The organism is Vibrio sp. B1FLJ16, from assembly GCF_905175385.1.
Taxonomy (GTDB): domain Bacteria; phylum Pseudomonadota; class Gammaproteobacteria; order Enterobacterales; family Vibrionaceae; genus Vibrio.
In genome coordinates, this window is record NZ_HG992749.1 from 552,643 (window position 1) to 578,567 (window position 25,925).

Consider the following 25,925-nt stretch of genomic DNA (forward strand, 5'->3'; position numbering starts at 1 on the left):
ACAGCCCCAGTACTTACTGGGGCTGTTTGTAGGTAAAGTAATGAGTGAAAAAGCACTGACGTTAAAACAATCTGGTGTACGTTGGCTGTGGCTAGCGATAGTAATTTTTTTAGCTGATATTGGCATCAAATACGTTGTGATGAACAACATGGGTTATGGTTGGGCAAATCGTATTGAAATCTTGCCTTTTTTTAACCTTCTGTATGTCCATAACTACGGTGCTGCGTTTAGCTTTTTGAGTGATCAGGCTGGCTGGCAACGTTGGCTGTTTACCGGTATCGCTTTTGTAGTAACTGGTCTTTTGACTTACTGGATGAGCAAGTTACCAGCGAAAGAAAAGTGGAATAACATCGCTTACGCCATGATTATCGGTGGTGCGGTAGGTAACGTATTTGACCGCGTCATACATGGTTTTGTGGTCGACTACTTAGACTTTTTCTGGGGCAGCTATCACTGGCCTGCATTCAACCTTGCAGATATGGCTATCTGTGTAGGTGCTGCGATGATCGTTCTTGATGGCTTTCGTAAGAAAGACGTTTTGAAAGCGTAAATCGTGGCAGCATATATTGTGAAAAGTTGAATAACCTTAAGCGTCGTCGGTTGATTCCGGCGACGCTTTTTAGTATACCCGTCATATTTGAAGCTGCAGCGTTGTTGACTGCGATAATTCCCCCTAATCACATAGCGCACTATGCTCATAGGGATGAATTACCTTGTCGCCTAGCCGCAACTCCAACTATTTAGGGTATAGACTAAGAAAAACTATAATGAATTCAAGGAAGCAGTAACGTGACAACAATAAATCAAGATTCGGCAGTAACGCTGCATTTCACCATCAAAATGAAAGATGGCTCTGTAGCTGACAGCACTCATAATATGGGTAAGCCAGCTAAATTTGTAATGGGTGATGGTAGTCTGAGTGAAAACTTTGAACAGTGCTTATTAGGATTACCAGTAGGTGAGAAAAAAGCAATTGAACTGAAAGCGCAAGATGCTTTTGGTATGCCGAACCCGGATCATATTCACCATATGGATCGCACCAAGTTCGTTGGCGATGCAGAAGTTGAGGTTGGAACTATCATGGCATTCAGCGGCCCTGATGGTATGGAAATCCCGGGCATTATTACTGAAATCGCCGGTGATTCAGTAACCGTTGACTTCAATCATCCTCTGGCAGGGCAAGACGTGACTTTCGAAGTCGAGATTTTGTCAGTAGAATAGCAACCCCAATTTAAGATAATTTCCATGAGCAATGAAATGAAAATCCTTTTAGCTAACCCACGCGGTTTTTGTGCAGGTGTAGACCGTGCGATTAGCATCGTAGAACGTGCGCTAGAGATGTATCAGCCGCCGATCTATGTTCGTCATGAAGTGGTTCATAACCGTTTTGTGGTTGAAGGGCTAAAACAGCGAGGCGCGATCTTCGTAGAAGAGTTGCATGAAGTGCCTGATAACAACATTGTGATTTTTTCTGCTCATGGTGTATCTCAAGCAGTACGTAAAGAAGCCAAGCAACGTGATCTTACGGTGTTTGATGCCACCTGTCCGCTGGTTACGAAAGTCCATATGGAAGTTGCTCGTGCCAGCCGCCGCAATATGGAAGTGGTTTTAATTGGCCACGCCGGTCACCCTGAAGTGGAAGGTACCATGGGGCAGTACGCCAGTGAAACGGGCGGTATGTATTTAGTTGAAACACCAGCGGATGTTGAGAAGCTAAAAGCGATCGTTAAAGATCCGTCAGATCTGCATTACGTAAGCCAGACTACGCTTTCTGTTGATGAAACAGCGGATGTGATTGAAGAGTTACGTCGTGTATTCCCGGATATCCAGGGGCCACGTAAAGACGATATCTGCTACGCGACTCAGAACCGTCAGGACGCAGTACGTGAAATGGCGAGTGACGTGGATGTGATGGTCGTTGTTGGTTCTAAGAACTCATCTAATTCCACCCGTTTAAAAGAGCTGGCAGAGAAACTTGGTACACCGGGTTACCTCACGGATTGCCCTGAAGACATCAGGCCTGAGTGGTTCGAAGGCAAAACCAGAGTTGGTGTGACAGCAGGCGCTTCTGCACCAGAAGAACTGGTCAATCAAATTCTTGAGCGTATTAAAGAGCTGGTTGGTGCCCGTGAAGTCGATGAAGTGCTGGGCCGCGAAGAAAACATGTTCTTCGAAGTGCCGAAAGAGTTACAGATAAAGCAAGTTGACTAAGTCTTCCGACTATAATTAGAAACAAAAATGCCTGATGAGATCCATCAGGCATTTTTATGTTCAGCGAGACATTTGCTAACTGATAATAATGAGGAAGGTACCCGCTAGTGTCATCAGGATATTGGCGATGGCATAGGTACCGGCATAGCCGAGAGCCGGAATGGTGGATTTTGCATACTCATTAACAATATCCATCGCAGGTCCGCAGGTTCTGGCACCGATGATCGCACCAAACAGCATTGCCCGGTTCATTTTCAGTAAGTAAGCACCGATGAGATAAGCAAAAAAGACCGGAACAACGCTGACGATAAGTGCCAGACCAATCACTTGCGGTCCAACTTGCGTTAACTGCTCAAACATTTTACCGCCGGCAGTTAATCCGATCCCCGCCATAAAGCACATTAAACCTAAGTCCTTGAGCATGTTTAACGCACCTTGCGGTACATAACCGAACGTTGGGTGGTTTGCTCTTAAAAAGCCCAGAGTGATTCCGGACAGTAATAAGCCTACAGCATTACCGAGGCTAAATGAGAGTTTGCCGAACGTCATACTCACCAAGCCGAACATCACGCCTAAGATAAAGAAACTACAAAAAGCCAGCAGATCAGCCATTTGACTGTGAATCGAGATAAAACCAATTTTTGATGCAAGGCTGTGCACCCGGCTCTTTTCACCACTGACCTGAAGAACGTCACCTTTAGCGAGGATAAGATCAGAGTCCATTGGCATTTCGATCTGGGCTCGAACGACACGGTTTAAGAAACAACCGTACTCAGACAAATTAAGATTGGACAGGCGCTTCCCGGCTACAAAATCATTTTTCACCACGATCTCTTCTTCAACGATGCGCAGGTCAAGTAAGTTACGATCAAAGACTTCTTTGCCGTTGCGAAAGCTTGAATCTAATCGTGCGTGGCTGTCGGGAAAACCAACGAAGGCAATCTCATCACCTTCTTGCAGAATTGCGTCGCCGTCAGGATGAGCAATGATGCCATTGCGACGAATGCGTTCGATATGACAACCTGTTCGGGTGTAAATGCCTAACTCACGTAAGTTCTTCCCTTCTGTCCAGTCAATCAGCTCCGATCCTACGCGGTACGCACGAATAATAGGCAGGTATACTTTTCTCTGACAGGAACCATTAAGGCCGCGCTCATGAGCGATTTTCTGAGCGGAGTCATACAGGTTTTCTTTCTGTAGCTTAGGCAGCAACTTAGCAAACATGATCATACTGATTAAACCTACCAGATAAGCCATCGCATACCCGACAGACAGGTTCTCTAAAACCGTAGAGAGATCAGTATGAGCTGACAGTTCGACAAGATCAGAATGAAGTGCATCACGCACCCCTGCAAGAACAGGTGTAGAGGTGAGGGCGCCTGCCATTATACCCGCAGATAATCCGCGTCCAATGCCAAAATAGTACCCAAGGTAATAGGTTAACCATATTGAAGTACCCAGTATGGTTAGACTTAGAATGAGGTAGTGCTTACCATCTCTGAAAAAGATGCTGAAAAAGTTTGGCCCTGCTTCAATACCGACACAGTAAATAAACAACATAAAGCCAATCGTGAGGTGTTCTGCATCAAAGGTAAAACCCAGGTGACCCATAACAAGTGAAGTAATGAGCACCCCGATTGCGTTGCCGAGCTGAATATTACCAAGCCGGAGCTTACCCACAGTGAGACCTATAGCTAATACGACGAAGAGAAGAAGAATTGGGTTTTGATCGAGAAGGTATACGACGTCTATGTTCACAGTCTGGCTCGGTAGGTGTGCCTGATAAAGGGCCAAGAATTGTATCTGATTGCTAAAAAAAGGTAAGTGCAGTTAGCTCAGGATTATTGTTTGTTGATATAGGAATAATCTGACCGAGTACAGCTAGCGCTCTCGTATCCATAAATGGTTTGGTGAGCGCTTTATCAGAGTTGAGAGGGGAGTATCTTAGTGACTGATACCAAGCAGATCTTTGAGAACTTTCAGGTAGCGGCGACTGACCGGGATCTCAAAGCCGGTTTTGGTGATGATTTCCGCTAAGCCATTTTCCAGCAGTTTAATTTCGCTAATGGCTTTGATGCTGACCAGGTACTGTCTGTGGCAGCGTACCAGTGGTGTTTTTTCTTCCAGTGTCTTAAGTGTTAATTGCGTACTGGCGGTTTGGCTCAACGAGCGGACATGGACGCCACTGATATCGCTATAGGCGCATTCAACCGTATCGGTTGCCATGATGACGATGCGATTATGACCAATACAGGGTATTTGATCTAACTTGTCTGGCGTAATAGCTGAAAGCTGCTGAGTCAGTGTCGACTGGCTGATGGTCTTATGTAAGCGCTTAACTGTTTTACTGAGGCGATTTGGATCTACGGGCTTTAACAGATAGTCAAAAGCGTTATCTTCGAAAGCCTGAATCGCATACTGGTCATATGCAGTAACAAAGACGACGTATGGCATCGTCTCTGGATCAAGCATGCCCAGTAACTCAATCCCTGTCACCTGGGGCATCTGGATATCTAAAAACACCACATCAGGTTTAAGCTCATTGATTTTCTTCAGCCCCAAAATGGCGTTTGAGGCATCACCGACCACTTCTACCTGGCCGGTTTCAGACAATAGCTCGGCTAATTCTTCACGAGCAAATTGTTCATCATCAATGACGAGTGCGGTTAACATCCATTATTACCTTTATTGTGACAACTGGTTTAAGAATTTGGGGGAATGATAAAACTCATTTTAGTAAATTGATGCTTCTCACATGCAATTTTTAGCGCTGAATCACGCCCAAATTGATTGGTAAGACGCTTATCGACGATTTCCAGGCCTAAGCCTGAGTGATTATCTTGCGGTGGCTCAAAGCTGCCTGCATTATCTTCTACCGTAATCAGGTGACCCTGAGGGTGCGCTTGGCTGTATATTTTTACTTTGCCACCTTCCAGCATGTTGGAAATGCCATGTTTGATGGCGTTTTCAACCAGGGGTTGGAGTGTAAAGCTTGGTAATTTGATGTCCAGTAACTCTGGCTCTATATCGACTTCAACTTCTAATCGGTCAGTGAAACGTGCCTTTTCAATGCTCAGATAAGAGTTTACATGAGCGAGCTCTTCTTTGAGTGTGACCGTATTAATATTCTGTTTTAAATTACTGCGGAAGAAATGCGATAAGTTTTGGATCAGTTCTCGCGCTTTATCCGGATCACGGCGTGTTATGGCGCTGATAGTATTGAGTGCATTGAACAAGAAATGCGGATTGACCTGAGCGTGAAGTAATTTGATTTCTGCCTGAGCTAACAAGGCTTGCTGCTGCTGGTAATCACCGTAGAGGATCTGGCTGGAAAGCAGCTGAGCAATCCCTTCGGCCATCGACATATTGACGGTTGAAAACAGTTTTCGCTTTGGCTCGTAGAGTTTAATGGTACCGATCACTTCCTTACCTGCTCGCAAAGGAATGATAAGAGCAGAGCCGAGTTTACAGTCTTTCGCGATTGAACACTGATAAGGTCGCTCTGAACCATCAAGGTAAATAATGTCATTCTTTTCCATCGAGTCCAGGGTACTTTGCGATGAAATCGGGGTATCTGGTTTATGGTGATCATCGCCGATACCAACAAAGGCGAGAATTTTCTCCTGATCGGTAATCGCAACCGCGCCAACTTTGGTCTCCTCGTAAATAATACGAGCAATTTTCTCCGCATTTGCAGTGTTGAAACCGTTACTCAGAATACCCACAGAGCGGTCGGCAATGGTTAGCGCCCTGCGTGAGAAGGTGGCCGAGTATTTTTCAAAAATGGTTTTTCTATCTTGTAGGATACTCATGAAAAGTGCGGCACCGAATGAGTTGGCGATGATCATCGGAGCGGCAATGGCAGAAACTAGCTCATAAGCCTGATCAAACGGTTTTGCGACCGCAAGCAGTAACAGCATCTGCACGACTTCAGCGACAAAAGTGACGCTGAACACAACGCTCGGATTGAACAGTAGGGCACCTTTGTTTCGCTTGATCAGATACACATGCAGCAGGCCACCAATCACACCTTCAGCTGTTGTTGAAATTGCACAGGCTAAGTCTGTAAATCCACCGAGAGTATAGCGGTGAATACCACCAGTAAGGCCAACGGCGAAACCAACCACCGGGCCGCCAAACAATCCTCCCATTACCGCACCGATCGCTCGGGTGTTAGCGATAGCATCGTTGATGTGGAGACCAAAATAGGTGCCGAGAATGCAAAAGCCGGAGAAGAGTACGTAACAAATTAAGCGGTGGCTTAGACGAGAGGAGATACTCAGCAAAGGTAAAATGATGGGTGTTTTACTCAGCATGTAAGCCAATACCAAGTAAACACACATTTGCTGTAAGAGCGAAATAACCAGTTCCATAATGAACCTAACCTAAAATTATTGCTGTTATTGTATACCCAAATAACCTCAAGATGTTTAGCTCTGTGCGTTGCTACAAAGCCCGTTTCTTAAAGTCACTTGGGTATAAAAACAAAAAGAGCCTGCAGTGGGCAGGCTCTATTTTAATCAGTCAATCAGTGAACTGGGATTAAGCAGTTTCAGATTCTGCTTGTGGTTGAACTTCGTCAGCCAGTTCAGTGTCACCTTTGCCTTTCGATACTTTGATAACGTAAGCCGTTACTGCTAGTGCGAAGATGATACCTGCGATGGTCGAGATTTGCATTGGCAGACCAAAGCCTAGCGTGCTGTTGTTCAGAATGAAGCTTGTACATACCGTTGTCATGAACATTGCAGGGATAGTAGTAATCCAGTGCAGCTTGTTGTGACGAAGCAGGTAAGCCGATGCAGTCCAAAGCATCATAGTTGCTGTTGTTTGGTTAGCGAAACCGAAGTAGCGCCAGATGATACCGAAGTCTACCTGAGTCAGGATACCGCCGATAACGAACAGTGGCATTGCCATCAACAGACGGTTGCGTAGCGTTTTTTGCTCCATGTTGAAGTACTCAGCAAGGATCAGACGGCTTGAACGGAACGCTGTGTCACCTGAAGTGATAGGCAGGATAACTACACCTAGGAAAGCGATGATGCCACCAAATACACCTAGCAGACCAAATGATGCGCTGTATACCACGTTACCAGGACCACCGTTCTTCACTGCTTCTGACAGAGATTCCAAAGAACCGAAGAAAGACAGAGCGATAGCACACCAGATTAGCGCGATAATACCTTCACCAATCATTGCGCCGTAGAATACGAAGCGACCATTCTTCTCATTTTCCATACAACGAGCCATCAGTGGAGACTGAGTTGCGTGGAAGCCTGAGATAGCGCCACATGCGATAGTAATGAACAGTGCAGGCCATAGAGGCATATCATTCGGGTTCAGGTTAGTGAACATGTCCGATACCTGGAAATCACCCATCACTGTGTGCTCGCTAGAGAACGCAACAGCAGTCATCAGGCCAACAGACATGAAGATAAGCAGCGCACCAAATAGTGGGTAGAAGCGGCCGATGATCTTATCAACAGGAACGATAGTCGCAATGATGTAGTAAGCGAAGATGATAACAACCATAGTCGTCATGCTTACTGTTAGGTCTGTTTGATCGTTGATTAGGTTAGTGATCATGCCAGCTGGAGCTGATACGAATACCACACCAACAAGAAGCAGCAGGACAATGGCAAAAATGTTCATAAAGTGTTTTGCGCCATTACCTAGGTAGCGACCGGTCATCGTTGGTACAGAAGCACCGCCGTTGCGTACAGATAGCATGCCAGAGAAGTAATCGTGTACTGCACCTGCAAAGATACAACCGATAACGATCCATAGCATTGCCGCAGGACCGTATAGTGCACCCATGATTGGGCCAAAAATAGGACCAACACCAGCGATGTTTAACAGCTGAACCAAGTAAACTTTTGGCGTTGACATTGGAACATAGTCAACACCATCTGCTTTAGTATGAGCAGGCGTTTGGCGTTTTTCGTTAATGCCGAAAACTTTCTCAACGAAAGCGCCGTAGATGAAGTAGCCGCCGATCAGGGCTGCGACACAGGTTAGAAACCACATCATAACTATTTTCCTTAGTTAGTAGGATTGGGTAATTGTTTTAATTTCAGGATGCATGTTATGCGCTACTTTTGTTAATTGCATTCGCTTAGTAGATGAGTGGTCGAATAGGGTGGCGAGTGGTCGATATGACCCCTGAGTGGTTTTAACGATTGCTTAGCGGTTGTCTGGGATGGTGAGTGGTGTTTCTTCAGGTTAAGCGGTTCTTATTCTGGCGTGAATGGTTGATTGTCAGAGTTAGTGGTAAGCTTATTTTTAAAACAACAAGTTAAGGACAAGTATGAAAAAGGCAATGTTAGGTTTGGCTCTGGTTGTATTGGCTGGGTGTAGTGCAACCACAGAAGACCTTGCTCAATCTGGGGATTGGTATCAGCTCGGCTACCGTGACGGAGTGACAGGGCATACCGCGCGCAGTGTAAAAGAGCTAAGAAGTTTGGGTGACAGTAAGCAAGGGGATTACGATCAGGGCTATTTAGACGGATTGTCTGAATACTGTAACCCTGACGTTGCATACCAAATCGGACTCTCAGGCCAGTATTACGAAGGTGTATGTGAAGGTACCAAACAGGCACAAAAGTTCCGTATGGAATGGCAACGCGGCTGGAACGAGTACAGTAACTAGGTCAACAGACCCTAATGTCGTTTCAAAATCAAGACGAGCGCTGGCTTGTCAATCTGATGACAAATGGATCGTTCAGATTTGGTCTAATTTTATTCAATGAGATTGAATGACAAGTGATATCAAACCATGAAAAAGTACTTTGTAGTTGCGTTAGTTTTATTGCCTCTAACTGTGAGTGCAAGCAATGTGGTGAAAGACACGATTAAAGCGAAACGTAAATATGAACACAGTAAAAGTCATATTACTAATACGCTTGATAACACTAAGCGAGATATCGAAGAGATCACTAGCGGCACTTATGTAAAGAATCAGGCTAAGCGTGAAGCAAAACAAGCGACAAGCAAGTACACCAATAAAGTAGAAAACGTTAAAAACGCTACTGATCCAGAACATATCAAGCGCAAAGCCAGTGATGAGTTGAACCGGGAGTTTGACGAGTGGTTGTATGATGACAACTGATATCTGACTGACAACTTAAAGCGTTAATAAAGGTGACACTAAGGTCACCTTTTTTGTTCTTTCTTATCGCTTATTCAGCCTGATGGTTTTCTACTGCTTTACGCAGGAACCCGTCCTGATGGGCCAGCTGCTGGCGTGCGGTATCGATATCAAGATCGGTCAGGATCATTAAGATCGCCAGTTTCACCTCATAACCGGTTTGTTTTAGCACTTGAGTTGCCTGCTCTTTGCTGCAATCAGTCGCCTGCATCACGATACGGGCTGCGCGTGCGACCAGCTTTTCATTGGTTGCTTTGACGTCCACCATCAGATTTTGGTAACTCTTGCCGATGCGGATCATGCTTGCTGTAGTCAGCATGTTCAGCACCAGCTTTTGCGCGGTACCTGATTTCAGGCGGGTTGAGCCAGTCAGAGCTTCAGGCCCCACAACCGGGCTGATCGCAATCTCGGCGATATCGGCAATCGGAGAGTCGGGATTACAAGATAGTGCGACAGTCGTTGCGCCAATCTCGTTGGCATATTCTAATCCGCCGATAACATAGGGTGTTCTTCCGCTCGCTGCGATGCCGACCACTACGTCGTTGCTGTTGAAGTCGATACCCCTGAGATCTTGTTCGCCTAGCAAAGGAGAATCTTCCGCGCCTTCTTTGGCCTTTAAAATCGCCTCCGGTCCACCGGCTATCAGGCCAATAACCATCTTGTCCGAAACACCAAATGTCGGCGGACACTCTGATGCATCCAGAACCCCTAAGCGGCCACTGGTCCCTGCGCCCATATAAACCAGTCTGCCACCGGTTTTAAATGCCGCTGTGATTTTATCGACAGCCTGTGCGATTTCGGGCAGTACTTTTTCTACGGCAAGAGGAACGAGTTTATCCTGCTGATTGATTCGCTGAACAATATCGAGAGAAGGCAGCAGGTCAATATCCATCGTTTCTGGGTTACGCCCTTCGGAAACCAGTTGTGATAACGCGGCGATAAGTGCGTCGTTTGTCATAATCAAGCCTTGGTTATTAATTGTTTGAGTAGAGCACACCAAGTGAAGCAAGCCGGCTTGCTCCGGTGACTTCCGGTAAGTTACTCGGCAATCCATGAATATGACGCTGAGCTAACCAGGCAAACGCCATCGCTTCCATGTAGTCACCATCCACACCTTTTTCATTTGTGGTGGTCACGTGCCAGTCCGGCAGTAAATACGTCAGGCGCTGCATCAAGAGTGGGTTTCGCGCTCCGCCTCCACAAACCAGAAGCTGCGGTGATGCCCCGTAGGTAAATTTCTCCACTTCATTTGCAATGGTCAGTGCTGAGTACTCACACAATGTACGCTGTACATCTTCAGAGCTTAGCTGGTGGTTAGCCAGGTGGGATTGCAACCAGTCGATATTGAACAGCTCTCGTCCGGTGCTTTTAGGTGCTGAGAGAGTGAGATAAGGTTCCTGCATCAATTGTTCTAGCAGTGCCTGATTTACGGTGCCTTGCAAGGCGAACTCGGCATCTTTATCGAATCCTTGCCCGGTGTGTTTATCACACCAGGCGTCCATCAGCATATTGCCAGGTCCCGTGTCGTAACCACTTACCGGATGCTGCGGATGCAGAACTGAAACATTGGCAATACCGCCAATGTTTAATACCAAGGTTGCAGAGTCTTGCATCGCGAAGATATGTTTGTGAAAAGCGGGAACCAGAGGTGCGCCTTGTCCTCCAAGCGCCATGTCTTTTCGACGAAAATCGGCCACGGTATCTATACCCGTTTTCACTGCAATGATATTGGCATCACCTAATTGAATCGTGAAAGGGTACTCGCCGGTTGGCTGGTGGAATACGGTTTGGCCATGGTTACCTATTGCGCGGATCTGTTCCGCTGAATAGCCTGATTTGTCTAGCAGTTGCATAATTGCGTCCGCAAACAGGTGACCAAGTTGATGATCGAGTTCGCCGAGAGCTTTTAAGTTGGTGGATTGACCGGTGCAAACAGACAATAAGGTCTGCTTTAACTCGGCGGGAATCGGATAGTCGTCATGGGCGATTAGGCGGACACGGTTATCTTCAATTTCAACCAGCGCAGTATCAACACCGTCCATGCTGGTCCCAGACATCACGCCAATATAAAGTTCGTTAAAATTCACAGCCGATCTCGTCAATTCTTCATTCGCTTATTGTAAAGCAAATCTGAAGCGAATAACCTCAATTAGTACCAGATTTTTGAGGAGAGAACATGGGACCGTTATGGGTTGACGTTGCAGGCTATGAACTGACTGCTGAAGACAAAGAAATTTTAGAGCATCCAACCGTTGGGGGCTTGATTCTTTTCACGCGTAATTATCACGATAGCGAGCAACTTCAGGCGCTTACCCAATCTATCCGTAAAGCGGCGAAACGCCCGTTTCTTATTGGTGTTGATCAGGAAGGCGGGCGGGTCCAGCGTTTTCGTGAGGGATTCTCCCTGATCCCTGCCGCTGATGAATACGCTAAACATCAGAACAGTGAAGAACTTGCTCGGATGGGAGGCTGGTTAATGGCGGCTGAGCTGATAGCTCACGATATTGATTTGAGTTTTGCGCCAGTGCTGGACAAAGGTCATCAGTGTAAAGCGATAGGTAACCGGGCCTTTGGAGAAGATGCCGATACCATCCTGCGCCACAGCACCGCGTACATGCAAGGCATGAAAAGTATCGGCATGGCGGCAACGGGTAAGCACTTTCCGGGTCATGGTGGTGTGATTGCGGACTCTCATCTGGAAACACCCTACGATGAGCGAAGTGATATCTTCGAGCAAGAGATGGCGATATTTAAAGCTCAGATTGATGCAGGCATATTGGATGCCATGATGCCGGCTCACGTTATTTTCCCTAATTACGACTCGCAACCGGCCAGTGGTTCTGAATACTGGCTAAAGACGGTTTTGCGTCAGCAGCTCGGTTTTAAAGGTTTGATCTTCTCCGATGATTTGACGATGGAAGGCGCCGTTATTATGGGAGGGCCTGCAGAGCGTTCCATTCAGGCATTAAATGCCGGCTGCGATATGTTGTTGATGTGTAATAAGCGAGATGCCCAAGTCGAAACGCTGGATAGACTGCCAGTCTCGAGTGTGCCTCAAGCGAGTGCTTTACTGAAAAAACAGGGCTTTTCATTGTCTGAGCTGAGGTCATCTCAGGAGTGGAAGCAAGCCAGTGAGGCGATGAAGCCTTTAGTGCAGTAAAGTGTTCTGTTTTTAGGTGTGTAAACTGTTAAAAACAGCCTAGAAAAGCCAACGCTCTTACAGCTTGGCTTTTTTATTATCAGTGTAAAATTAAATTTACACCAAATGTTTTTTAATGTGTACACTTGATTTTCTTTTATAGCCTGTTATTTTGTCGTTAAGGCTTAGTTGGCTCACCAGGGTTTGGTTGGGTGTAAAATAAAATATACAGGTTAAGATTATGCATAAAAGTGATTTGAGTGACATTAACATCAGCGAAGAACAGGTTCTTATCACTCCTGATGAGTTAAAGGCGAAACTTCCACTGAGTGATAAAGCACGTCGTTTTATCCGTGAGTCTCGTCAGACTATTGCGGACATTATTCACAAGAAAGATCACCGTTTACTTGTCGTGTGCGGGCCTTGCTCTATCCACGACGTTGAGGCAGCAAAGGACTACGCCAAACGCCTTAAAGCGCTTTCTGAACAACTAAGCGATCAACTGTATATTGTAATGCGTGTTTACTTTGAAAAACCTCGTACCACGGTTGGCTGGAAAGGTCTGGTTAATGACCCGCATCTGGATGGCAGTTTCGATATCGAGCATGGTCTGCATGTCGGACGCGAACTGCTGGTTGATTTGGCAGAGATGGAAATTCCACTTGCTACTGAAGCTCTTGATCCGATTAGTCCCCAGTACATCGCCGATACCTTCAGCTGGGCAGCGATTGGTGCACGCACAACGGAATCGCAAACTCACCGTGAAATGGCAAGTGGCCTGTCGACGCCAATTGGTTTTAAAAATGGTACCGATGGCAGCTTAGCGACTGCAATTAACGCGATGCAGGCAGCTTCTTCCAGTCACCGCTTTATGGGGATTAACCGTGAAGGACAAGTAGCACTGCTGACGACCAAGGGAAATCCTAATGGCCACGTGATCCTGCGCGGCGGTAAGCAAACGAACTACGATTCAGTATCCGTGACAGAGTGTGAGCAGGAGATGGCGAAGTTTGGTCTTGAAGCCTCATTGATGGTGGATTGTAGCCATGCGAACTCACGTAAAGACTACCGTCGTCAACCGCTGGTTGCGGAAGACGTTATTCACCAAATCCGTGAAGGTAACAAGTCTATTATTGGTCTGATGATCGAAAGTCATATCAACGAAGGTAACCAGTCTTCTGACCTTAAACTGGATGAGATGCAATACGGTGTCTCTATCACCGATGCGTGTATCAATTGGGAATCAACTGAGGCACTATTACGTCATGCACACGAAGAGCTGGTGCCTTTCTTAGAGAATCGTCTAAAAGGCTAAAACGGAACGTATTTAAGGAACATCAATGGCAGTTGAACTTAACGCATTGCGCGATCAGATTGATGCAGTCGACAAGCAGATGCTGGAGCTGTTAGCTCAGCGCTTAGCGCTGGTAGAAAAAGTGGGCGAGGTTAAAAGCGAACACGGTTTGCCAATTTATGCGCCTGACAGAGAGGCAGCAATGCTAGCCTCCCGTCGAGAAGAAGCTGAAAGAATGGGGGTTCCTCCCCAGTTGATTGAAGATATTCTTCGTCGCACTATGCGTGAATCCTATGCCAGTGAGAAAGATTCCGGTTTTAAGTGTCTTAATCCGGAATTGCGTTCAGTCGTGATTATCGGCGGTAACGGCCAGCTCGGCGGCCTGTTTGGCCGCATGTTCAAATTGTCGGGTTACGAAGTTAAAGTGCTGGGCAGCAAAGACTGGGATCTCGCGGATGAAATCCTGGACAATGCTGGCTTAGTGGTTGTTACCGTACCAATTCATCTGACGGAAGGGGTTATCGAGAAACTCGGTAACCTGCCTGAAGATTGCATTTTGTGTGATTTAACATCCATAAAATCCAAGCCACTGCAAGCAATGCTCAACGTACACTGCGGCCCTGTGGTCGGTCTGCACCCGATGTTTGGTCCGGATGTTCCAAGTCTTGCTAAGCAGGTTATTGTTTACTGTGACGGTCGCGGTAGCGAGCATTACCAATGGCTGCTGCAACAGTTTGGTATATGGGGAGCGAGTTTGTGCCAGATAGAGGCCGAAGAACACGACCACGGTATGACACTGATCCAGGCACTGCGTCACTTTACGTCATTTGCTTACGGTATGCATTTAAGCAAAGAAAACCCGAACATTGAACAACTACTGAAGCTGAGCTCACCAATTTACCGCCTTGAGTTAGCGATGGTAGGACGATTGTTTGGTCAGGATCCTAACCTGTACGGTGATATTATTTTTTCCTCTCAGGAGAATATCGATATGATCAAGCGATTCCATCAGCGTTTGGGTGAAGCTGTTTCGCTTCTTGATAGTACAGATAAAGCCCAGTTTGTTGCGAGCTTCGAACAGGTGAGTGACTGGTTCGGGAATTACTCTCAGCAGTTTATGAATGAAAGCCAGAACTTACTTAAGCAGGCGAATGACAATATTCATCGCGGGTAATTAGCAGACAATAAAAAGAGCAGCTTTGGCTGCTCTTTTTATGTTTGTGAAATTAGTTCACCGGAGTTTCGATGTCATCTTCACTGGATACGGTTTTCAAACTGTCATCGCGATAAGGTGAGCGGGTTAAATTAATCTGTAAGCGGACAACATTGTCAATTAACTGAACTAGTGGTCCCCATTTTACTTTGTTCTCTTTCTCAAAAACGTAGTTAAAGTTTTCCGGTGTCCAGTCCATTAAGTATTGAGGATTCAATGCCCTGCCGAGAAAGCGTACTTCGTAGTGCAGGTGTGGACCGGTTGAACGCCCGGAGTTACCGCATTGAGCGATAACATCGCCTTTCGTGACGAACTGACCGCTTTTTACTTTAAAGCGCTGCAGGTGAGCATAAGAACTCATAAAACCAAACGAGTGACGTAAGGTGAGGTAGTTGCCATAGCCATCGTTACTCGGACGAACCGTTTCGACCACACCATCCGCAGGTGCCAGCACCTCTTCACCACGTTTGCAGGTTAAGTCAATTCCCGTATGAACATGCTTTTTGCCAGTCACTGGGTTGATACGGCGCCCGAACGATGACGAAATACGCTGATAGGTAATCGGGCTGTCATTAGGGATCAGACGGAACATCGTCGCGCGAACCGCTGAATCTATGGCCGCAGCATCGATTCTTTCTTCTAGCGCCAGATGGTGTTCATCCAGCATAAGTTCTTCATCTGCTAAACCAAGAACGGACTCGACATCGAAAACTCGCTTACCCAGCAGTTGTATTTGGTTGTTTTTGTCGTTCAGAGATTGAGACAGTGAATGGTTGATATCAAGTTGTTCCCGGTAAAGAGATGTTATTTCACTTTTCGCGCCTTCTAATTTCACAACGGCCTGAACGAGTACATCCTGTGCGTAACGCTGCTGCTGATTCATGTACCATGCACCGGCAATAACAGCAGGCATGGCTATGACAGAAACCAATAGTGCTATGACGGCTGTCCGGCCAAAGTGAAACACCTGATCGCCGTCGTTCGTTGGGATCTGAATAGTGATTTTTTTAGACATAATTATTGTTACTTACAATAGGCATTAATTTTTGGCCGCTAAGCAGAAGAAACATTCTTACTTCAGACTCAGAAGTTTGTAATTGCCTAGATTCAATTCTGAAAAAAGTGCTGATTGGTCATGGCTCTTATAGAGCATAGTCGAATCACGTCGTTCTACTTGTGATGGAGTTAATTGACGGCACGTTAAAATGTCGCCTCTCCGTTATGTTATATTTATCAAGTAGTTGAGCGGATAGAATAATATACCAAACTGAATATAAAACATTCGGTTATTATCAAAACTGTTAAAGCTGCTGTAGAGTGGTCGATTTCACTTTATGGCAGTAAAAATAAAGGCCGCTATGATAGCGGCCTTGGTATTGAGAACAATCAGACTCCGTAGGGAGCGTTTGTTGATTTCCCTGAGTCTATTGTGAGATTACTTCGCAATACGTTTGTATTTGATGCGATGAGGTTCTGCAGCTTCCGGCCCCAGAGTCTTCTTCAGCCAGTCCATGTACTCGGTGTAGTTACCTTCATAGAAGTTCACCTGACCTTCGTCACGGTAGTCGATGATGTGCGTCGCGATACGGTCCAGGAACCAACGGTCGTGCGAGATAACCATTGCACAACCCGGAAACTCCAGCAGTGCTTCTTCCAGAGCTCGCAGCGTTTCAACGTCAAGGTCGTTGGTTGGCTCATCGAGTAGCAGTACGTTGCCGCCGGCTTTAAGCAGTTTCGCAAGGTGCACACGGTTACGCTCACCACCAGATAGCTCACCGATTACTTTCTGTTGGTCAGAGCCTTTGAAGTTGAAACGTGAACAGTATGCACGAGCCGGGATTTCGAAGTTGTTGATCTTAATGATATCAGCACCTTCAGAAATCTCTTGGAACACAGTGTTCTTGTCGTTCATTGAGTCACGGAACTGCTCAACCGATGCCAGTTTCACTGTATCACCCAGTTCGATAGTGCCCGAATCCGGTTGTTCTGTACCACTTAGCATCTTAAATAGCGTTGATTTACCTGCACCGTTGGCACCGATAATACCGACGATTGCACCTTTAGGAATGCTGAATGACAAGTCATCAATCAGTACACGGCCGTCGAACGATTTCGTCAGGTTATTTACTTCGATAACCTTATCACCTAGGCGCTCACCTGGCGGGATAAATAGTTCGTTGGTTTCGTTACGTTTCTGATGGTCAGTGTTTTGCAGTTCTTCAAAGCGAGCCATACGCGCTTTCGATTTCGCCTGACGACCTTTAGGGTTCTTACGTACCCACTCAAGTTCTTTCTCGATGGTTTTTTGACGAGCGCTTTCTTGTGATGCTTCTTGTTGTAGACGTGCATCTTTCTGCTCTAGCCAAGAGGTGTAGTTACCTTCCCATGGAATACCTTCACCACGGTCAAGCTCAAGAATCCAACCTGCAGCGTTATCCAGGAAGTAACGGTCGTGGGTAATCGCTACAACGGTACCAGTGTAATCAACCAGGAATCGTTCTAGCCAGGCAACAGACTCAGCATCCAAGTGGTTGGTTGGTTCGTCTAGAAGAAGCATGTCTGGCTTTTCTAGTAGAAGACGACAAATAGCGACACGACGACGCTCACCACCCGATAAGTGTGCAATCTTCTGATCCCACTCAGGAAGACGAAGCGCATCTGCAGCGCGCTCTAATGCATTATCAAGGTTATGGCCGTCTTTCGCCTGAATCAGAGCTTCAAGTTCGCCTTGTTCTTTTGCCAGCGCATCAAAATCTGCATCTGGTTCTGCGTATGCAGCATATACCGCGTCCAAGCGTTGAAGCGCGCCTGCAACGTCTGATACCGCTTCTTCTACGATCTCACGAACGGTTTTGGATTCATCAAGTACCGGCTCCTGAGGTAGGTAACCAACATTGAGTCCAGGTTGCGGACGTGCTTCACCGTCGATGTCGGTATCGATACCGGCCATGATACGTAGCAGGGTAGATTTACCTGCACCGTTCAGACCCAGAACACCGATTTTCGCACCAGGGAAGAAGCTCAGGGAGATGTCTTTAAGAATTTGACGCTTAGGTGGCACAATTTTGCTCACCCGAGACATGGTATATACGTATTCAGCCATTGCCGATCGTTCCTAAATTAACTGTCAATCAAAGCCATTATTTTATACCAACTGCCTGATATACCCAAATGCTCTAAGTGACCCATTCCAAAACCGGGAGTTGAGCCACGCACATCGGGTTTATAAGGGGGGATTTGTTACTGCATTGCAAGAATTTACTCCGATATGAGATTTCTGATTCTCTGCTGACCGGAAACTTACACGGTTAAGGTATACACTTTTTATTATTGGCTTTTCGTAAGGACTTCTCGTCTTTACGAGTTATGAATGCCTTGTCCTCAAAGCTTTAAATGGTCACGAGTATAAATATTAATACATCAATCCACATTACACAGACTGCATTAACTTGTGTGAGTGTATGCATATGTTTAAAGTGTATTTGAATTATAACGCTAAAGAAAAACTGGGCGGTGAGGCTGCAAATGTCCGGGGAAAATAAAATAAATGAGATTCAACGTTACAAGATTGGCTAAAAGTGCCTGTTGCGCTACCGCACTGATTGCTGTGAGCGTGACAGCAAATGCTGCGCTGAGCTTAGAAAAGCAGCGTGAGATTTATGAACAGGCGCAAAGTCTGTTAGATAACAATGATATTGACGGATACCTGGCCATTCGTCCCCAAATAGCGGATTACCCGCTCACACCCTATGTGGATTATCGCACTTTTATCAGACAGCTACCCGACAAGTCACCAAAGCAAGTTAGTGCTTTCATCGCTGAATATGATGCGTTTCCTTTTTCACGTCGCGTGAGAGCGCCTTATCTTGACAGTCTCTACAAACAACAAAACTGGAAGACGATCACCGAATTTCAAACCGTTATCCCAAGTGGTGAACGCTATCAGTGCATTTATTACAACGCTCAGCTGAAACAAGACAAGCAGGCTGCTGCCTTTAAAGGAGCACAAGACATGTGGTTGAACGGTACCAGTGTTGCGAATGAGTGCGATCCGGTATTTGATGCATGGGACAAAGCAGGCAAAAGAACCGATGATTTGATATTGCAGCGCATGTTATTAGCATTCGATGCGCGTAACAGTAGCCTGATACGCTACTTGGTCAAGCTGCCTAAATCAGAAAAGGCTCGACGACAAGCTAATGAGATGAAGGCGTTGTTTGATAAGCCAGCGACAGTTGCGGAGTTTGCGAAGAAAAAGCCAGCTAATGATTTCTATCGTGCTCAAAGCGAATATGCCCTAGAGAAGCTGGCTCGTATGGATGCCGAACAAGCACAACAGGCATACGATCAGGTGATTAAGGGCCAGAAGTTTTCCGCGGATAAAGCGCGCTCATTGGCTGATTATATTGCATTTCGCTTAACTCGCACTGAGTCATCAAGTATGGCTAAGTGGCGTGATGACAAGACCAAAATCAGCCAAAATATACCGTTGATTGAAACCCGTATTCGCCTTGCTATTCAGAATGGGGACTGGAAAGGCGTTCAGCAGTGGATTGCGGTACTCGATAAAAAACAACAAGAGACACTGCGTTGGCAATATTGGCTTGGCCGTAGTGAAATAGCTTTAGGTGATGAAGTCGCAGGTAAAAAACGTCTAGCAGCTTTGGTTGGTCAGCGTGATTTTTACAGTGTCGCGGCAGCGAATGAGATAGGACAATCGATAAAGTACCCGACAAGCAAAATAACCCTAGATAAAAAAGTGGTTCAGCCGTATCACGAAACTTTAGCTCGTATTGAAGAGCTTATTGAGACCGATAAGATTGCAGCGGCGAAAAGTGAGTGGGCCTATTTACTTAGCCGAGTTGATCAAAATGAGAAGTCGATGCTGGCCGCTTATGCATCTTCAAAACACTGGCACCACCTGACGGTGACGGCAAGTATTCAAGCTAAAATGTGGGGCAATATTGAGTTGAGATTCCCGATTGCTCATCGCTGGTGGTTCGACTTTTATGCCCAAAAGCATGATATTAATCCTGTGACCATGATGTCATTAGCCAGACAGGAAAGTGCGCTGGATACAGAAGCTCGATCGCCGGTAGGCGCGCGCGGTATCATGCAGATCATGCCTGCGACGGCTAAATACACCGTACGCAAATACAAGTTAAGTTACGAAGGTAGCCAGGATCTGTATAACGTGGGTAAAAACATCGAAATTGGCAGTCATTATCTGCAAGGTTTGATGCAGGATTACGATAATAATCGTATTTTTGCCCTGGCGGCTTATAATGCAGGCCCTAATAGAGTAAAAACGTGGCGAGAGAGAACCCAGGGAAAAGTGGATGCCTATGCCTTTATTGAGGCCATTCCATTTAGAGAGACTCGTGGTTATGTGCAGAACATTTTAATGTTTGAAACCTATTACCGTGATCTTTTGGGTATCGATGGCGCGTTCCTGAATCAACATGAGATCAATACCAAGTATTGAGTGAGGTAACTTGATGTCACACGAACCAGAGTACAAAGACTGGCAACAGATTGTCGAGCTAATCCGATCAAGCGTCGATAGCCAACAGCACGAGATGCTGTTGACGATGTTGATGACGCCTGATGAGAGAGATTCATTAATTGCAAGAGTGAATATTCTTAATGAACTTCTTAAAGGTGAATTATCTCAACGTCAGATCAGCCAGATGCTGGGAGTGGGCATTGCAACCATCACGCGTGGCTCAAATGAGTTGAAATCCAAAACGGATGAAGACAAAGATCAGCTCAAAAAATTATTAGAGTCGAGCTCTCAATAATAAAAAGTTGAAAAACGAAAGGGCGGAATTTCCGCCCTCTTTTGTATTGCTAACATCACTATAAATTCGCCGGAAAATGTTCAGCGTTAGTAAATGGTATCAAAGCCAGAATCAGAGCCTGATGATAAACCGAGCTGCGTGTCAGTTGGTTTTGGGTTAACAAACTGATTGCCCCACCTTTTTGTTTGATGTTCTCGGTACCGAATACATTGTCCATAACGTCCCCAAGCTCATTAGCATGCTCTAGTTGAGCCAACACTTGTGGAGGTAACATTAAACTCGCGGAACGAGACTCTCCACGATGGGTATCGGATTCAATGACCATCCATGCAAAAGTGACGCTGCCTTCGATTCCTGCTTCCAGACCAACGTAGAAATCACCATCATGGATCTCTAATTTGGCGTTTGTCACCCTATTCAACGCACCTGCACGAGTTTCTTCGTTGCTCATCGGTTGATCGGCGACGCCGCTTGGAACACTCACCCCCTCAAACTCAAAAAACTGATTAGGGAAGGCGCTTTGAAATGCACTCTGAACAGCATTAATCTTTGCCGGGTTTAAAGAGGCAATAATGACTTTTTGGGTTCCCATGATCTTTTTACTCACCGATGTCTGTTAACTTAGTTTAACTTGAGTAGGTTTTATGTTCTCGCTAGGGTAACAACCTAGAACTTTCAGGTGCTTAGTGAGTTTTGTCAGCTCTTGTAACACTTGCTGCATCTCTTGTGAATTAAGGTGAGACTCTAAGTCAACATAGAACATTTCTTCCCACGGGTTGCCCATGATCGGACGAGATTCCAGCTTGGTCATATTGATCCCATAGCGTTGCAGTACCAACAGCGTTTCAACCAGAGAACCGGCTTCTTGAGAGGTCGACATGATAAGAGTGGTTTTGGCTGGAATTTGCGTTGAGACTTCAACAGGCTTGCGAGCTACAACGATAAAGCGAGTGTGGTTTTCTGTCTGGTTCGCGATGTTGCCTTGTATCGCTTGCAGGCCATATAGCTTACCACTTGAGGCGTTACCAATCGCTGCGACATCTTCACGATCAAGCTCTTGTACTTTCTGCATGGCATCCGCAGTACTTGCACAAGATTCCAGTTTTACACCCTTCATGCGACTGAGGAATTCACTGCACTGCTGATGTGGTTGAGGATGAGAATAAAGGGTTTTGATCTCTTCGAGACGAATGTCTTTTTTGGCAACCAGGCAATGTTCAATTGGCTGTGTTAGCTCGCCGACGATGTACAAGGTCGTATGTTGCAGCAAGTCATAAACTTCGTTGATAGAGCCTGAACTGGTGTTTTCAATCGGTAAGACACCATAGTCAGCATGGCCTGATTCAACAGTCTGAGTGACTTCTCTGAAGTGTTCGCAGTTTAACTCAATCAGCTCCGTATTTTTGCGGCTGAAGTATTCACGGCTGGCCAGATGTGAGTATGAGCCTTTCGCACCAAGGAAAGCAACGCGCGCGAGTGGCTTTCTACTTTGCAGCGGGTTGACCAGATTTTGCAGATAGCTTTGTTGTAGTAAGACAGAGTCTTCAATAATGGTATGGAAAAGTTTAGTGATGTACTGAGCATCCAGGTCATATTTCTCGCGGCCATTAGAGATCAGCTTAACCAACAACTGTTGCTCACGAGCGGCGTCACGAACTGGTTTTGACGTTTGAACTTTGCTTTTAGCGACTTCGATACTGAGCTTACGGCGTTCAGATAACAGGCTAAGCAGCTCGTCATCAAGCTCGTTTAAACGTAAACGAATTGCTTCGAGAGAAATAGGTTGGTCAGTCATCAATTCTTTCCTTATAAAAAAGCCTCCCGTTTTGGGAGGCTTTCTGTTTGTTTTTGACTTTTCTTTCACAAACGAATCAGCCCCTCCAACTATGGAAGGAAAAAGAAGTCAAAAATAAACAGAGGGGTTAAATGCATAGATAATGTTCAATTTATGAATGTTTAAACACAATAAGCAAGCTGACGGAGAGCGTCAAGCAAAAAAATAGCGCCTTTCGGCGCTACTTCCTCAATCTGGTCGTTTTACTCTTCTTCAGTCACAAGCTCTGGCTTGTTTGCGCGGCGAGCCTCAGGTTTGTGGGTCAGCTTATTCAGTTGTCGTTCTAGTTTTTGCTCCACTTCATTGATAGCTGCGTATAGATCTTCGTGAGTTGCTGAGGCGACAAGTTGGCCTTTAGGAACTTTAATTACCGCTTCGAATTTCTTCTGTTTATTTGGTTCCTCACTGAAAGTTGCTTGGCATCCGATGATGTCTACTTGCCATTTCTCCAGCTTTTTAAATTTGCTCTCAATATGAGCTCGGATTGCAGAGGTGATTTCGATGTTTTTGCCAGTAATATTCATTGTCATAAGTGTTTTTCCTCTGTTGCATCCCTCATGGGTTAAGTTCAGATTACTGCTTTAAGGATAAAAAAACGTGATCGGGATCATTATTTTGTCCGCGTTTTTTATGATGGAAAATGAATGTGATCTCACTCAAGAAGTATCGAGATTTATCGTTAAATAGCTTGTTATCGGTTAGCAAATCATTAGATTGAATAGAATACTCAGCTGAAAACATCTCTGTTTTCAGGGACGCTGTACAGCTTGTAATTTAGAGTGGTTAAAATTTAACTAGTAAAAACGCGTGATGTTTATCACTCAATAGCATGCAAGCAAAGAAAATTCTGAACAGCCGCTTAGTGGATAAGCGGCTTTTTTGTTTCTAGTGTTTGACGAATTCTTCCTAATAGGGTCTTAGAATCAGGAACGCTGGGGGCCAGCAAAACATTCTTTGAGGATTTTGTATGGTTCAGGCTCTCTAGTTGTTTGTAAATGACATAGTAACGAGTAATGGTACTGACATAGTAGACGGTAGTACTTATGTTCTTTCTCATCACGACTTCTACATTATTGAACCAGACATTAGGGTTATAGCCCTGGCTAGCGGCGAGCTTACGCATCTTTTCTACATTTCCCGGTCCAGCGTTGTATGAAGCCAGAGTAAAGTAGATTTTGTTTTCAGCGCTGATTGCTTCGTTACTAAAGTACTGCTGGCGTAAAAACGCCAGATACTTTACTCCCGCATGAACGTTATTTTCTAATTGCTGAACATTTTTGATGTTGATGTTCGGGTCACGCGCGGTGCTGGGGAGGACCTGCATAATGCCTACTGCGCCCCGGTTGCTGACGGCATTATTATTGAAACTCGACTCTTTATAAGCGACTGCCGCGATCAACAGATGGTCAAAGTCGTATTGATTTGCGTAGCGTGAAAACAGCGCAGTTAGCTTTTCTAACTGGGCTATCTTTTTCGGGTCTAGGGCTTTGTTGAGCCAGTTGGTATTGTCAATGTACTTGCCGTAGATGACATTACCAAGCAGGTTGCCCGACTGTGACTTTCTGATGAAGTTATCTACGGCCATTTTGAGTTGTGGACTGTACTTGCGCATTGCCCAACCGATTTTTCCGTTTTTACGCAAAGGGATTGCTTCGTGCACCTGAATATTATCCATCACTTTCAGCCACAGGTTTGCTTTGTGGCTGTCTAATACTATAGCTTTGACATAGCCGTTGTTCAGCATGCCAACCAGCTCGTAGTCTTGCAGGGTTTCTTCAACGAAGTTGACAATGATAGGTGGTAAGCCTTTCTTACTCAGCCTTTTATTTAGAGCTTGAATGCTTTCAAAATAACTTGAGCTTGCTCTGACCCATATCTCTTTTCCACTCAGTTGCTCTGCTGTTGTCATTGCAGGAGTCTTTTTATTTGTGAGGACCCACTCCTGAATATCGGAGAGAATCGGGGTGCTAAAATCGACTTTTTCTTTGCGGCTATCGGTGATGGTGAGGTTGGCAATAATTAAATCACCAGAACCTCTGTTGAGTGCCGGAATCAACTGATCACGGGCAAGAGGAATAATTTGCACGCTTATATTTGGTTCAATTTTTCGGAAGTCTTTCTCGAAATGATCGAGAAGCTCTGCGCCGATCCCTTTCGGAGCTCCACCTTCAACGTAGTAAAAGCCTAAATCAGAAGAGACAAGCACACGCAGTAACTTTTGCTCTTTTATTGCGTCTAGGTCACCGGTATACGGTGGTTGCGTTAGCGGTGAAATTTGCAATGAGTAAGCGGACGCCGACAACAGAGTCAGTAGTATTGCCCATAGCTTTGAAATTACCACGTTCACGTCCAACTATATGAAGAGAGAGTTTTAAGCATATGTGGCGCTCAAAAAAGCATCAAGTTGGTGTTTGTGAGGGTGAACAGGCTAGAAACAAAACCGCCACAGTTTTAGGCTGTGGCGGTTCATAGTTCTTAGAGCGGGGTTAGTCGAGCGGATTTAATCTAATCAGTTCTTCTGTTCTTGCGATGGCGTCTTCCAGCCCAAGCTGCTTATAGGCTTCGAGCTGTATTTTAAGAGACTTACGTGCCGCTTCTGTGTCTGGGAACGTCTTTTGTAGCTCTTGGCAACGATTAATCGATGCAATCCATGCTTCTCGGCGTAAGTAGAAATCAGCCGTTGCCAGATCATAATTAGCTAAACGATTTTTCAGTGCGATCATGCGCTTTTGAGAGTCTTCCGCATAGTGACTGTTTGGGTAACGTTTCAGCAGCTTGCTGAAGTCATCAAAGGCTTGTTTTACTGGCTCAGGGTCTCGGTCACTACGGTCTACATTGAACAGATCGTGCATAAAGTTACGATCTTGCGCCATATGAGTTAAACCACGCATGTACAGTACCCAGTCCATTTTTTCATGAGTCGGGTTCAGGCGCATAAAACGAGATATGGTCGCCAGGCCGAGGGCCAGGTCGTCGTTTTTGTAGTACGCGTAAATTAGGTCAAGTTGTACCTGTTCTGAGTAAGCACCAAATGGGTAACGCGAATCCAATGCTTCTAGCTTTTCAATAGCCGTTAGCCAGTTACCAGTTTGAAGAGAAGTTTGCGCGTCTGCATACAGTTCCGAAGGTGGCACATCAGGAACGATTTCTTCTTTGCTTGCACATCCAAACAGAAGGGATACCGCTAAAAGGCCTGTTAAAGTCTGACGTTTCATATCAGGAGTCTGTTCCTTGAATCTAAATATTTTTTAAGCTGCCGTTACTTTCTTTCCAGTAACAGATACAATGA

Annotated in this window: 23 protein-coding genes and 1 other annotated feature; of the genes, 10 read left to right on the plus strand and 13 right to left on the minus strand. The window is 45.6% G+C overall.

Annotated elements, in window-relative coordinates; all coding sequences use genetic code 11:
* Window positions 1–40: 40 nt before the first annotated feature.
* The 3 genes from lspA to ispH all read left to right on the plus strand — a co-directional run bounded on the left by lspA (window position 41) and on the right by ispH (window position 2,211).
* Window positions 41–550, plus strand: coding sequence for a signal peptidase II (lspA, locus tag KHN79_RS02520; protein ID WP_182009460.1), 510 nt, complete (start codon window positions 41–43; stop codon window positions 548–550).
* 239 nt (window positions 551–789) lie between these two features.
* Window positions 790–1,221, plus strand: a complete 432-nt coding sequence (gene fkpB / locus KHN79_RS02525; protein WP_182009459.1) for an FKBP-type peptidyl-prolyl cis-trans isomerase — start codon at window positions 790–792, stop codon at window positions 1,219–1,221.
* A 24-nt stretch (window positions 1,222–1,245) separates the two neighbouring features.
* Window positions 1,246–2,211 (plus strand): 4-hydroxy-3-methylbut-2-enyl diphosphate reductase, encoded by a 966-nt coding sequence (gene ispH / locus KHN79_RS02530; protein ID WP_182009458.1) that lies wholly within the window; start codon window positions 1,246–1,248, stop codon window positions 2,209–2,211.
* Between the two features lie 75 nt (window positions 2,212–2,286).
* Here ispH and KHN79_RS02535 read toward each other — a convergent pair whose 3' ends face one another.
* From KHN79_RS02535 to KHN79_RS02550, 4 genes are all read right to left on the minus strand, one after another.
* Entirely contained in the window at window positions 2,287–3,969 is a 1,683-nt protein-coding gene (locus KHN79_RS02535) for an aspartate:alanine antiporter (protein ID WP_182009457.1), read from the minus strand.
* A gap of 186 nt (window positions 3,970–4,155) precedes the next feature.
* Window positions 4,156–4,884 carry a two-component system response regulator BtsR gene (btsR, locus tag KHN79_RS02540; RefSeq protein WP_182009456.1) on the minus strand — a complete coding sequence of 243 codons (729 nt, stop codon included), beginning with the start codon at window positions 4,882–4,884 and terminating at the stop codon, window positions 4,156–4,158.
* Window positions 4,885–4,913: 29 nt separating this feature from the next.
* On the minus strand, window positions 4,914–6,584 hold the full coding sequence (locus KHN79_RS02545) for a sensor histidine kinase (RefSeq protein ID WP_182009455.1): 1,671 nt from the start codon (window positions 6,582–6,584) through the stop codon (window positions 4,914–4,916).
* 169 nt (window positions 6,585–6,753) lie between these two features.
* The gene (locus KHN79_RS02550; RefSeq protein ID WP_182009453.1) at window positions 6,754–8,238 is read right to left on the minus strand and encodes a carbon starvation protein A; all 1,485 of its coding nucleotides are present in this window, start codon (window positions 8,236–8,238) and stop codon (window positions 6,754–6,756) included.
* A 277-nt stretch (window positions 8,239–8,515) separates the two neighbouring features.
* On the opposite strand from KHN79_RS02550, the gene KHN79_RS02555 reads away from it, so the two are divergent.
* The gene (locus KHN79_RS02555; protein WP_182009451.1) at window positions 8,516–8,857 is read left to right on the plus strand and encodes a DUF2799 domain-containing protein; all 342 of its coding nucleotides are present in this window, start codon (window positions 8,516–8,518) and stop codon (window positions 8,855–8,857) included.
* Window positions 8,858–8,983: 126 nt separating this feature from the next.
* Window positions 8,984–9,316 (plus strand): hypothetical protein, encoded by a 333-nt coding sequence (locus KHN79_RS02560; RefSeq protein ID WP_182009449.1) that lies wholly within the window; start codon window positions 8,984–8,986, stop codon window positions 9,314–9,316.
* Window positions 9,317–9,386: 70 nt separating this feature from the next.
* Here the strand turns inward: KHN79_RS02560 and murQ are convergent, their stop codons facing one another.
* Both murQ and KHN79_RS02570 read right to left on the minus strand, forming a co-directional pair.
* Entirely contained in the window at window positions 9,387–10,313 is a 927-nt protein-coding gene (murQ, locus tag KHN79_RS02565) for an N-acetylmuramic acid 6-phosphate etherase (RefSeq protein ID WP_182009447.1), read from the minus strand.
* Between the two features lie 16 nt (window positions 10,314–10,329).
* Window positions 10,330–11,442 carry an anhydro-N-acetylmuramic acid kinase gene (locus KHN79_RS02570; RefSeq protein ID WP_182009445.1) on the minus strand — a complete coding sequence of 371 codons (1,113 nt, stop codon included), beginning with the start codon at window positions 11,440–11,442 and terminating at the stop codon, window positions 10,330–10,332.
* An 89-nt stretch (window positions 11,443–11,531) separates the two neighbouring features.
* On the opposite strand from KHN79_RS02570, the gene nagZ reads away from it, so the two are divergent.
* From nagZ to tyrA, 3 genes are all read left to right on the plus strand, one after another.
* On the plus strand, window positions 11,532–12,515 hold the full coding sequence (gene nagZ / locus KHN79_RS02575; RefSeq protein WP_182009443.1) for a beta-N-acetylhexosaminidase: 984 nt from the start codon (window positions 11,532–11,534) through the stop codon (window positions 12,513–12,515).
* A gap of 220 nt (window positions 12,516–12,735) precedes the next feature.
* Window positions 12,736–13,809 (plus strand): 3-deoxy-7-phosphoheptulonate synthase, encoded by a 1,074-nt coding sequence (locus KHN79_RS02580; protein WP_182009442.1) that lies wholly within the window; start codon window positions 12,736–12,738, stop codon window positions 13,807–13,809.
* A 25-nt stretch (window positions 13,810–13,834) separates the two neighbouring features.
* Complete coding sequence (gene tyrA, locus KHN79_RS02585; RefSeq protein ID WP_182009440.1) at window positions 13,835–14,962, plus strand: bifunctional chorismate mutase/prephenate dehydrogenase; 1,128 nt, start codon at window positions 13,835–13,837, stop codon at window positions 14,960–14,962.
* A 52-nt stretch (window positions 14,963–15,014) separates the two neighbouring features.
* Here tyrA and KHN79_RS02590 read toward each other — a convergent pair whose 3' ends face one another.
* Window positions 15,015–16,016: a M23 family metallopeptidase gene (locus KHN79_RS02590; RefSeq protein WP_182009438.1), complete on the minus strand. Its 1,002-nt coding sequence runs from the start codon at window positions 16,014–16,016 to the stop codon at window positions 15,015–15,017.
* 420 nt (window positions 16,017–16,436) lie between these two features.
* Window positions 16,437–18,104, minus strand: coding sequence for an energy-dependent translational throttle protein EttA (ettA, locus tag KHN79_RS02595; RefSeq protein WP_020335937.1), 1,668 nt, complete (start codon window positions 18,102–18,104; stop codon window positions 16,437–16,439).
* 444 nt (window positions 18,105–18,548) lie between these two features.
* On the opposite strand from ettA, the gene sltY reads away from it, so the two are divergent.
* Complete coding sequence (sltY, locus tag KHN79_RS02600) at window positions 18,549–20,486, plus strand: murein transglycosylase (RefSeq protein ID WP_182009436.1); 1,938 nt, start codon at window positions 18,549–18,551, stop codon at window positions 20,484–20,486.
* A 13-nt stretch (window positions 20,487–20,499) separates the two neighbouring features.
* Entirely contained in the window at window positions 20,500–20,802 is a 303-nt protein-coding gene (gene trpR, locus KHN79_RS02605) for a trp operon repressor (protein WP_182009435.1), read from the plus strand.
* Window positions 20,803–20,860: 58 nt separating this feature from the next.
* Here trpR and yjjX read toward each other — a convergent pair whose 3' ends face one another.
* The 5 genes from yjjX to bamD all read right to left on the minus strand — a co-directional run bounded on the left by yjjX (window position 20,861) and on the right by bamD (window position 25,851).
* Window positions 20,861–21,394, minus strand: a complete 534-nt coding sequence (gene yjjX / locus KHN79_RS02610) for an inosine/xanthosine triphosphatase (protein WP_182009433.1) — start codon at window positions 21,392–21,394, stop codon at window positions 20,861–20,863.
* A 24-nt stretch (window positions 21,395–21,418) separates the two neighbouring features.
* Window positions 21,419–22,597: a prephenate dehydratase gene (gene pheA / locus KHN79_RS02615; RefSeq protein ID WP_182009432.1), complete on the minus strand. Its 1,179-nt coding sequence runs from the start codon at window positions 22,595–22,597 to the stop codon at window positions 21,419–21,421.
* A gap of 12 nt (window positions 22,598–22,609) precedes the next feature.
* Window positions 22,610–22,731, minus strand: a sequence feature (Phe leader region).
* Between the two features lie 108 nt (window positions 22,732–22,839).
* The gene (gene raiA, locus KHN79_RS02620; RefSeq protein ID WP_182009431.1) at window positions 22,840–23,166 is read right to left on the minus strand and encodes a ribosome-associated translation inhibitor RaiA; all 327 of its coding nucleotides are present in this window, start codon (window positions 23,164–23,166) and stop codon (window positions 22,840–22,842) included.
* 329 nt (window positions 23,167–23,495) lie between these two features.
* On the minus strand, window positions 23,496–24,977 hold the full coding sequence (locus KHN79_RS02625; RefSeq protein WP_182009430.1) for a lytic transglycosylase F: 1,482 nt from the start codon (window positions 24,975–24,977) through the stop codon (window positions 23,496–23,498).
* A gap of 145 nt (window positions 24,978–25,122) precedes the next feature.
* Complete coding sequence (gene bamD, locus KHN79_RS02630) at window positions 25,123–25,851, minus strand: outer membrane protein assembly factor BamD (protein ID WP_182009429.1); 729 nt, start codon at window positions 25,849–25,851, stop codon at window positions 25,123–25,125.
* Between the last annotated feature and the right edge of the window lie 74 nt (window positions 25,852–25,925).

Coding starts and splice junctions, on each gene's coding strand:
- tyrA (WP_182009440.1), top strand. CDS start 13,835: ATGGCAGTTGAACTTAACGCATTGCGCGATCAGATTGATGCAGTCGAC.
- sltY (WP_182009436.1), top strand. CDS start 18,549: ATGAGATTCAACGTTACAAGATTGGCTAAAAGTGCCTGTTGCGCTACC.
- bamD (WP_182009429.1), bottom strand. CDS start 25,851: ATGAAACGTCAGACTTTAACAGGCCTTTTAGCGGTATCCCTTCTGTTT.
- KHN79_RS02555 (WP_182009451.1), top strand. CDS start 8,516: ATGAAAAAGGCAATGTTAGGTTTGGCTCTGGTTGTATTGGCTGGGTGT.
- KHN79_RS02560 (WP_182009449.1), top strand. CDS start 8,984: ATGAAAAAGTACTTTGTAGTTGCGTTAGTTTTATTGCCTCTAACTGTG.
- trpR (WP_182009435.1), top strand. CDS start 20,500: ATGTCACACGAACCAGAGTACAAAGACTGGCAACAGATTGTCGAGCTA.
- KHN79_RS02550 (WP_182009453.1), bottom strand. CDS start 8,238: ATGATGTGGTTTCTAACCTGTGTCGCAGCCCTGATCGGCGGCTACTTC.
- KHN79_RS02590 (WP_182009438.1), bottom strand. CDS start 16,016: ATGTCTAAAAAAATCACTATTCAGATCCCAACGAACGACGGCGATCAG.
- murQ (WP_182009447.1), bottom strand. CDS start 10,313: ATGACAAACGACGCACTTATCGCCGCGTTATCACAACTGGTTTCCGAA.
- nagZ (WP_182009443.1), top strand. CDS start 11,532: ATGGGACCGTTATGGGTTGACGTTGCAGGCTATGAACTGACTGCTGAA.
- lspA (WP_182009460.1), top strand. CDS start 41: ATGAGTGAAAAAGCACTGACGTTAAAACAATCTGGTGTACGTTGGCTG.
- raiA (WP_182009431.1), bottom strand. CDS start 23,166: ATGACAATGAATATTACTGGCAAAAACATCGAAATCACCTCTGCAATC.
- KHN79_RS02580 (WP_182009442.1), top strand. CDS start 12,736: ATGCATAAAAGTGATTTGAGTGACATTAACATCAGCGAAGAACAGGTT.
- pheA (WP_182009432.1), bottom strand. CDS start 22,597: ATGACTGACCAACCTATTTCTCTCGAAGCAATTCGTTTACGTTTAAAC.
- yjjX (WP_182009433.1), bottom strand. CDS start 21,394: ATGGGAACCCAAAAAGTCATTATTGCCTCTTTAAACCCGGCAAAGATT.
- btsR (WP_182009456.1), bottom strand. CDS start 4,884: ATGTTAACCGCACTCGTCATTGATGATGAACAATTTGCTCGTGAAGAA.
- ettA (WP_020335937.1), bottom strand. CDS start 18,104: ATGGCTGAATACGTATATACCATGTCTCGGGTGAGCAAAATTGTGCCA.
- ispH (WP_182009458.1), top strand. CDS start 1,246: ATGAGCAATGAAATGAAAATCCTTTTAGCTAACCCACGCGGTTTTTGT.
- KHN79_RS02545 (WP_182009455.1), bottom strand. CDS start 6,584: ATGGAACTGGTTATTTCGCTCTTACAGCAAATGTGTGTTTACTTGGTA.